The organism is Microbacterium sp. CFSPD4_SD4, from assembly GCF_057364585.1.
The window spans coordinates 208130-216242 of the sequence record NZ_JBNFOC010000005.1 but is presented as its reverse complement, the minus strand read 5'-3'; the positions used below and the strand labels follow the sequence as shown (position 1 = coordinate 216242).

Annotated in this window: 6 protein-coding genes, 1 tRNA gene and 1 pseudogene; 7 read left to right on the top strand and 1 reads right to left on the bottom strand. The window is 70.4% G+C overall.

Features of this window, described 5'->3' with window-relative positions:
* Positions 1–278 precede the first annotated feature (278 nt).
* The 7 genes and pseudogenes from topA (at position 279) to AC2W7E_RS10435 (ending at position 7907) form a co-directional block, all read left to right on the top strand.
* Positions 279–3155 (top strand): type I DNA topoisomerase, encoded by a 2877-nt coding sequence (topA, locus tag AC2W7E_RS10465; protein ID WP_485989047.1) that lies wholly within the window; start codon positions 279–281, stop codon positions 3153–3155.
* Entirely contained in the window at positions 3152–3781 is a 630-nt protein-coding gene (gene tmk / locus AC2W7E_RS10460) for a dTMP kinase (protein WP_485989046.1), read from the top strand. The genes topA and tmk overlap by 4 nt, the downstream gene beginning before the upstream one ends.
* An 87-nt stretch (positions 3782–3868) precedes the next feature.
* Positions 3869–5026, top strand: a complete 1158-nt coding sequence (locus tag AC2W7E_RS10455; RefSeq protein ID WP_025104277.1) for a DNA polymerase III subunit delta' — start codon at positions 3869–3871, stop codon at positions 5024–5026.
* Positions 5023–6575: pseudogene (locus AC2W7E_RS10450) on the top strand (alpha/beta hydrolase). Before AC2W7E_RS10455 ends, AC2W7E_RS10450 begins: the two are co-directional and overlap by 4 nt.
* A gap of 69 nt (positions 6576–6644) precedes the next feature.
* Positions 6645–6717, top strand: a tRNA-Thr gene (locus tag AC2W7E_RS10445).
* Between the two features lie 78 nt (positions 6718–6795).
* A complete protein-coding gene (locus AC2W7E_RS10440; RefSeq protein ID WP_315109836.1) occupies positions 6796–7377 on the top strand; it encodes an isochorismatase family protein in 582 nt (193 codons plus the stop codon).
* Positions 7374–7907 (top strand): DUF1697 domain-containing protein, encoded by a 534-nt coding sequence (locus AC2W7E_RS10435; protein ID WP_366215336.1) that lies wholly within the window; start codon positions 7374–7376, stop codon positions 7905–7907. Before AC2W7E_RS10440 ends, AC2W7E_RS10435 begins: the two co-directional genes overlap by 4 nt.
* Here the strand turns inward: AC2W7E_RS10435 and AC2W7E_RS10430 are convergent.
* The gene (locus tag AC2W7E_RS10430) at positions 7888–8106 is read right to left on the bottom strand and encodes a hypothetical protein (protein ID WP_485989045.1); all 219 of its coding nucleotides are present in this window, start codon (positions 8104–8106) and stop codon (positions 7888–7890) included. The genes AC2W7E_RS10435 and AC2W7E_RS10430 overlap by 20 nt on opposite strands.
* Positions 8107–8113: the final 7 nt, after the last annotated feature.

Here is an 8113-nt window from a genome sequence, read left to right as displayed (position 1 = left end):
CTCGCCGCCGCCGATGCCGCGAGCGGCGCGGTGCCGACGGCGGACGAGCCTGTGCGTTGGCCGCCAGGGTCGCCGCGGCGAGCGGGCGCCTGACGAGCTGTTCGCTGGAAGGGTATGTGGCGACCGTGTCGGTGGAGGCGGCGTACGCTGGACTCGCTGCCGTCTCCCGCGCTCGTGCCGGGCCACCCGAGGAACCATGACGGCGGCTCTACCCCTCGCCCGCTGTGAACGACCCCTGATAGCGGTGTGTATGGTGTGCTTCGAAGAAAGGACGCCCCTTGGCTGAAGGCAAGAAGCTCGTCATCGTCGAGTCCCCGACGAAGATGCGGTCTATTCAGGGATACCTCGGCGACGGTTACGAGGTGCTCAGCTCCGTCGGCCACATCCGCGATCTCGCCGACAAGAAGGACATCCCGGCCGAGGACAAGAAGGCGTACGGCAAGTACTCCATCGACATCGACAACGGCTTCGACCCTTACTACGTGGTGTCGGACCGCAAGACCAAGACGGTCGCCGAGCTCAAGCGCGCGCTCAAGCACGCGGATGAGGTCCTGCTCGCCACTGATGAGGACCGCGAGGGCGAGGCCATCGCCTGGCACCTGCTGGAGACGCTCAAGCCCAAGGTGCCGGTCAAGCGCATGGTCTTCCACGAGATCACCAAGGACGCGATCCAGGCCGCTGTCGGCAACACCCGTGAACTCGACCACGCCCTCGTCGATGCGCAGGAGACCCGCCGCATCCTCGACCGCCTCTACGGGTGGGACGTCTCGCCCGTGCTCTGGTACAAGGTCAAGACCGGGATCTCGGCCGGCCGCGTGCAGTCCGCCGCGACCCGCCTGATCGTCGACCGTGAGCGCGAGCGCATGGCCTTCGTCTCCGCGGAGTACTGGGACGTCGATGCCGATGCGGCCGCGACCGGCACGTCGTTCCGCATCCGCCTGGTGCGCGTGGACGGCGGCCAGCTCGCCCGCGGCTCCGACTTCGACGACACCGGGAAGCTCAAGAAGGCGGTCGTGGTCCTCGACGAGGCGAAGGCGGCGGCCCTTGCGCGCGCCGTCGACGCCGCCGGGGCGGGAACCGTCACCAAGGTCGAGGCCAAGCCGGGAACCCGCAGCCCCTACGCGCCCTTCACGACCTCCACCATGCAGCAGGAGGCGGGCCGCAAGCTCTCGATGAGCGCGAAGCAGGCGATGAGCGTCGCCCAGCGCCTCTACGAGAAGGGGTACATCACCTATATGCGTACCGACTCCACGGCGCTGAGCACCCAGGCGGTGCAGGCGGCCCGGAGTCAGGCCGTGGCTCTCTACGGCGACAACGCGGTGCCGCTCAAGCCGCGCGTCTACAAGTCGAAGAGCAAGAACGCCCAGGAGGCGCACGAGGCGATCCGCCCGTCGGGGGAGAACTTCCGCACGCCGTCCTCGCTGTCCGGCGAGCTCGACCGCGAGGAGCAGCGGCTGTACGACCTGATCTGGAAGCGCACCGTCGCGAGCCAGATGTCGGACGCCAAGTACGAGACGACGACCGTCACCATCGCGGTCGAGGCGGACGGCCAGACGGCGGAGTTCACCGCCTCCGGCACGGTCTACACGTTCAAGGGCTTCCTCGAGGCGTACGAGGAGGGTCGCGACGAGAAGCGCAGCGACGCCGACGCCGCGGAGAACCAGTCCCTGCCCGCCGTCTCCGTCGGCGACGAGCTGGCCGTGTCCGCCGCGGAGGCGAAGGGTCACCGCACCACGCCGAAGCCGCGCTACACCGAAGCCTCGCTGGTGAAGGTGCTCGAGGAGAAGGGCATCGGTCGCCCCTCGACCTTCGCCACGATCCCGGAGACCATCCTCGATCGCGGGTACGCGGTCAAGCGAGGCCAGGCCCTCGTGCCGACGTGGTTGGCGTTCAGCGTGGTACGTCTGCTCGAGGAGCACTTCGCCGAGCTCGTCGACTACGACTTCACCGCGGCGCTCGAGGACGACCTCGACACCATCGCCCGCGGCGAGCAGAACCGTGTCGAGTGGCTGAAGTCGTTCTACTTCGGCTCCGACTCGCACGTGGGTCTGCGCCAGGTCGTCGACAACCTCGGCGAGATCGACGCCCGCGCGCTGAACTCGACGCGGATCACCGACGCCGCGACGCTGCGCTTCGGCAAGTACGGCCCCTACCTCGAGGTGACGGACCCGAAGGATCCGGAGGCCAAGCCGCGCATCGTCAACGTCCCCGAAGATCTCGCGCCCGACGAGCTCACGGCGGAGAAGGCCCAGGAGCTCATCGACGCGCCGGTCGCCGGCGACCGTGTCCTCGGGGTGAACCCGGAGAACGGCAAGGTCGTCGTCGTCAAGGACGGACGCTTCGGCCCCTACGTGCAGGAGAACGATCCGGTCTCCGACGATGCCGTCGTCGATGAGGCCACCGGCGAGGTCGTCGACCTTCGACAGGCTCAGGCACCCAGCGCGAAGGGGAAGCGCGGCGCGAAGAAGGAAGCCGCGCCCAAGCCCCGCACCGCCTCGCTGTTCCGCTCGATGTCGGTCGAGACGATCGACCTCGACACCGCGCTGCAGCTGCTGAGCCTGCCGCGCGTGGTCGGCGTCGACCCGGAGTCGGGCGACGAGATCACCGCGCAGAACGGGCGCTTCGGTCCGTACCTGAAGAAGGGTGCCGACTCCCGGTCGCTGGAGAGCGAGTCGCAGATCTTCGACGTCACGCTGGAACAGGCGCTGGAGATCTACCAGCAGCCCAAGTACGGCGCCCGCCGGGCGTCGAGCGCGCTGGCGGAGTTCGACGCCGACCCGGTGAGCGGCAAGCCCATCCGTGTGCGCGACGGCCGCTTCGGACCGTACGTCACCGACGGTGAGACGAACGTCACCATCCCGCGCGGACAGACCCCGGACGACATCACGTTCGAGATCGCCGTGCAGATGCTCGCGGACAAGCGCGCCAAGGGTCCGGCACCCAAGCGGGGAGCGGCGAAGAAGGCTCCCGCGAAGAAGGCTCCGGCCAAGAAGGCGCCGGCGAAGAAGACGTCGGCGAAGGCCTCCACGGCGAAGAAGTCCACGGCGGCGAAGACGTCGACCACGTCGGCAGCTCGCTCGGCGGCGGCCAAGAAGGCGGCGGCGACCCGGGCCGCGAACGCGGCGGCGAAGGCGGCAGAGAAGGCGGAGTCGTGACCGCAGGCCCCGGCCTCTGGATCACGCTGGAGGGCGGGGACGGCTCCGGGAAGACGACCCAGTCGAACCTCCTCGCCACCTGGCTCGAGCAGAGCGGTCGGATGGTCGTGCGCACCCGGGAGCCGGGCGGCTCCGAGGTCGGGCAGCTCATCCGAGACATCGTGCTCCACCACCGCGGTGACATCGCGCCGCGCGCGGAGGCGCTGCTCTACGCCGCCGACCGCGCGCACCACGTCGCGACGGTGGTGCGCCCCGCGCTCGCTCGCGGCGAGATCGTGCTGCAGGACCGCTATCTCGACTCCTCGGTGGCGTACCAGGGCGCCGGACGCGTCCTCGACGCCACGGAGATCCGCGACCTCTCACTGTGGGCTGCGGAGGGTGCTCTTCCGGATCTCACCGTGCTCCTCGATCTCGATCCGGGCACGGCGCGCACGCGCCTCGACTCGGCCGACAAGCCGTTCGACCGGCTGGAGGCCGAGAAGGAGGCCTTCCACGCCCGGGTGCGCGACGCCTACCTCGAACTGGCCCGTGCGGAGCCCGCCCGGTTCCTCGTGATCGACGCCGCGGCGTCGCCCGAGCGCATCGCCGATCGCATCCGCGCCCGCGTCTCGGCGCTCTTCGACTGATCCTCCACAGAGAGGGCTTCGTCCGACGGGACGCACGGCCCGTCAGCGGGTGGTGGGAGCGTCGGCGGTCCCGATTAGGCTGAGTGCATGCCCTCGACCCTCGCCCCGCCGTTTCCCTGGGCCGATGTCTGGGGGCAGGAGGCCGCCGTCGAGACGTTGCGCGCCGCCTCGGCCGATCCGGCCGCGCTCTCGCACGCCTGGTTGATCACGGGCCCTCCGGGATCAGGACGCTCGACGCTCGCCTATGCCTTCGCCGCAGCGCTCATCGCCGAGGGGCCCGACGACGAGGCCACGATGCGCCAGGTCCTCGCCGGCACCCACCCCGATGTGACGGCGCTGCGCACCGACAAGGTGATCATCACCATCGCCGAAGCACGGGCCCTCGTCGAGCGCTCCTACTTCGCCCCGTCCGCCGGTCGCTACCGGGTCATCGTCGTCGAAGACGCCGACCGGATGGTCGAGCGCACGTCCAACGTGCTGCTCAAGGCGCTGGAGGAGCCGCCGGAGCAGACCGTATGGATCCTCTGCGCGCCGAGTGAGGCCGACCTCCTCCCGACCATCCGGTCACGCGTGCGGTCGCTCCGACTCCGCGAACCCGACGTGGCGGACGTGTCCCGCCTCATCAGCCTTCGCACGGGGGTGGACGAGGCCGTCGCCGAGCAGGCCGCCCGACACGCGCAGCGCCACATCGGCATGGCCCAGCGACTCGCCACCGACGACGCCGCCCGGCGACGCCGCGACGAGACGCTCCGCGCCGTGATGGGCGTGCGTGGGGTCAACGACGCGGTCGAGGTCGCGGGGCGCATCATCCAGGCGGCGACGGAAGACGCCAAGGCACTTACGGCCGAGCGGGATGCGGCGGAACGCGCCGCGCTCCTGCGCACCGTCGGGGTCGCCGAGGGGCAGGCCGTGCCTCCGGCGCTGCGGGCCCAGGTGTCCGCGCTGGAGGACGAACAGAAGAAGCGGGCGACGCGGAGTCTGCGGGACGGCATCGACCGCGTCCTCACGGATCTGCAGTCGCTCTTCCGCGATGTCGTGATGCTGCAGTACGGCCGCGGTGACGATCTCATCAATCGCGAGCTGCACGCCGAGCTGGCCGCCCTCGCCGCCGCCTGGAGCGTCGAGCGTACGCTCGTCGTGCTCGACCACCTGGCCGAGACCCGTGAGGCGCTGGAGCGCAACGTCGCCCCGCTGCTCGCACTCGAGAGTTTGCTCGTGACCGTCACGAGCGGGAGGAAACCGTGAAGACTCGATCCCTGCCCCGCCTCCGTCGCTCCGCGGCGCTCATCGCCGGTCTGGCCGCCGCCTCGGTCGTGCTCTCCGGGTGCCTCTACGCCATGATCCCGGAGCAGTCCTCGAAGCCGGCCGTGGAGAAGGCCCCGGACACCGAGGGTGTCGCGGAAGATCTGCTTCCCTTCTACTCCCAGGGGCTGGACTGGACCGAGTGCGGTCCGGGCTTCGACTGCACGACCGTCACCGCGCCGCTCCACTGGGAAGACCCGGGAGCGGGAGAGATCGAGCTCGCCGTCGTGCGGCATCGGGCCGAGGGCGAGGCGATCGGCTCGCTGCTCACGAACCCCGGTGGCCCCGGTTCCAGCGGCGTCGACCTCATCCAGGGAAGCCTCGACTACGCGGTGGGTCCGGCGCTCATCGAGAACTACGACGTCATCGGCTTCGACCCGCGCGGGTCGGCGCCTCCACCGCCGTCACCTGCTACGACGCGAAGGAGATGGACGAGTACCTCTACGGCATCCCTTCGGCGCCGCGGGGCACCCCGGAGTGGGAGACCGAGCTGCTCGATTCCGCCCGCGGCTTCGGAGAGGCGTGCGACGCCAACAGCGGGGGCATCCTCCCGTACATCACGACCGTGAACGCCGCCCGCGACATGGACCTCCTCCGCGCCGTCCTGGGCGACAAGGAGCTCAACTACCTCGGGTACTCTTACGGCACGTTCCTCGGGGCGACCTACGCCAAGCTCTACCCGGAGAAGGCCGGGCGGCTCGTGCTCGACGGGGCGATCGATCCCTCCGTCCCCGGCCTCGAGGTCGGCGCCACGCAGGCGCTGGGCTTCGAGTCGGCCCTGCGGGCCTACATGCAGAACTGCCTCGACTCCGGCTCGTGCCCCTTCAGCGGGACGGTCGACGAGGCGATGGCCGATCTCGGCGCCCTGCTCGCGAGCGCGGACCGCACGCCGTTGAAGAACGGCGACGGCCGGCTCATGGGCGCCGACGCCCTGATGACGGCGATCATCGCGGCGCTGTACTCGGAGGACAGCTGGGAGATCCTCACCCAGGCCCTGGACGAGGCGCTGCAGGGCGACCCGTCGACGGCCTTCCGCCTCGCCGACTTCTACAACGGCCGGGAGAACGGCACCTACATCGACAACTCGACCGAGGCCTTCCGCGCGTACAACTGCATGGACTACCCGGTCGAGGACGACCCTGCGGCCGAGGCGGCCACGGAGAAGAAGATCGCGGAGGGGGCGCCGACCATCGCTCCGTACTGGTCGGGACCCGACCCGTGCGAGGTGTGGCCGTATCCGCCCACCGGCACCCGCGAGAAGATCACGGCGGAAGGCGCGGGTCCCATCGTCGTCGTCGGCACGACCAACGATCCCGCGACCCCGTACGAGTGGTCGGAGTCGCTCGCCGACCAGCTCTCCGAGGGCGTCCTCATCACCCGCGTGGGGGAGGGCCACACCGGTTACAACAAGGGCAACGTCTGCGTCGACGAGGCGGTGGAGGCGTTCCTCCTCGAAGACGTGGTGCCGGAAGACGGCCTGCGCTGCGAGTGAGAGAGCCTCGATTCGCGAGCGAGCGCGAGACAGGGTAATATCGGTGATCGCGCCGCTCACGCGTCGCACGCCGCTTTAGCTCAGTCGGCAGAGCATTTCACTCGTAATGAAAAGGTCGTCAGTTCGATTCTGACAAGCGGCTCAGGAAAGCCCCCGGAACCCTCGTGGTCCCGGGGGTTTCCTCGTCTCCGGGCCCGGCCGCGGGGCGTACGCTCGGAGCATGAGCAGAGCGCTTCTCATCGTCGACGTGCAGAACGACTTCACCGAGGGCGGTGCCCTCGCGGTTGCGGGCGGTGACGCGGTGGCCGCCGCCGTCTCCGCCTACCTCGCGTCCCACGCCGACGACTACGAGGTCGTCGTGGCCTCCCGGGACTGGCACGATCCCGACGGCGACAACGGCGGCCACTTCTCCACGACCCCGGACTACACCGACTCCTGGCCCGTGCACTGCGTCGCCGGCACGGCCGGAGCCGACTACGACCCGCTGCTCGTGACCGACGGCGTCACCCATCACGTGCGCAAGGGGCAGGGCCGTCCGGCCTACTCGATGTTCGAGGGGGTGACCGACGACGGGGCGACGGTCGCCGCGGTGCTGAGCGCGGCCGGCGTCGTGACGGCCGACGTCGTCGGCATCGCCACGGACCACTGCGTCCGTGCTTCCGCACTCGATGCGATCGCCCACGGCGTCCACGTCCGCGTCCTCACCGACCTGGTCGCCGGAGTCGCGCCCGAACCCAGTGCCGCGGCCCTCGCCGAGCTCGCGCACGCCGGTGCCGAGCTCCTCGAGAGCTCGGAGGCGTGAGCCGCAGCGTCCTCCTCCTCCGCGCGGTCAACGTCAGCGGACGCAGCCGCGTGCCGATGGCGCGGTTGCGGGAGGTGCTCGCCGCCGCGACCGACCTGGAGGACGTCTCCACCTACATCGCGAGCGGCAACATCCTCTGCGCGACGCCGCGGGAACCCGCGGCTGCCTGCGCGTCGGTCCGTGCGCTCATCGCGGCGGAGTTCGGCGTCGACACTCCGGTGATCCACCGCACGCACACCGAGCTCGCCGAGTCCGAAGCGGCCCAGCCCTTCCCGGAGGGGGAGCTGAAGCTCGTGCACGCGATGTTCCTCGAGGGCGCTCCCGCCGCGGGCGCCCTCGAGGCCCTGCACGAGCGCCTGGTGCCGGGGGAGCGTCTCGCCCTGGTCGGACACGATCTGTGGATCGACTACGCCCCCGGCGGGGTGCACACGACGAAGCTCACGAAGGCCGTGCTGGACCGGGCGCTCGGGGTTCCCGGTACGGCGCGCAACCTCCGCACCGTGCGGAAGCTCATCGCGCTGACGGCGTGACCACGGCCCGGCTCAGCGCGGTCGGCGGCATCGGGGCATGCGTGGCCAGGTCGACCCGGCGGGAGTCGCAGCCCGCGCACCGGACGTAGACGACGACGCCCTCGCTGGTGGGGTGACGCGACTCCACGAGCCAGGCGTGCTCGTGGGTGTCGGCGGCGGAGGCGAGCCGGGGGATCGGGAGGGTGTCGGAGGAGGTCATGGGACCA

Bases quoted from the DNA above. Each gene is read 5' to 3' on its own strand.
- AC2W7E_RS10430 (WP_485989045.1), bottom strand. From the start codon at position 8,106: ATGACCTCCTCCGACACCCTCCCGATCCCCCGGCTCGCCTCCGCCGCC.
- AC2W7E_RS10440 (WP_315109836.1), top strand. From the start codon at position 6,796: ATGAGCAGAGCGCTTCTCATCGTCGACGTGCAGAACGACTTCACCGAG.
- AC2W7E_RS10455 (WP_025104277.1), top strand. From the start codon at position 3,869: ATGCCCTCGACCCTCGCCCCGCCGTTTCCCTGGGCCGATGTCTGGGGG.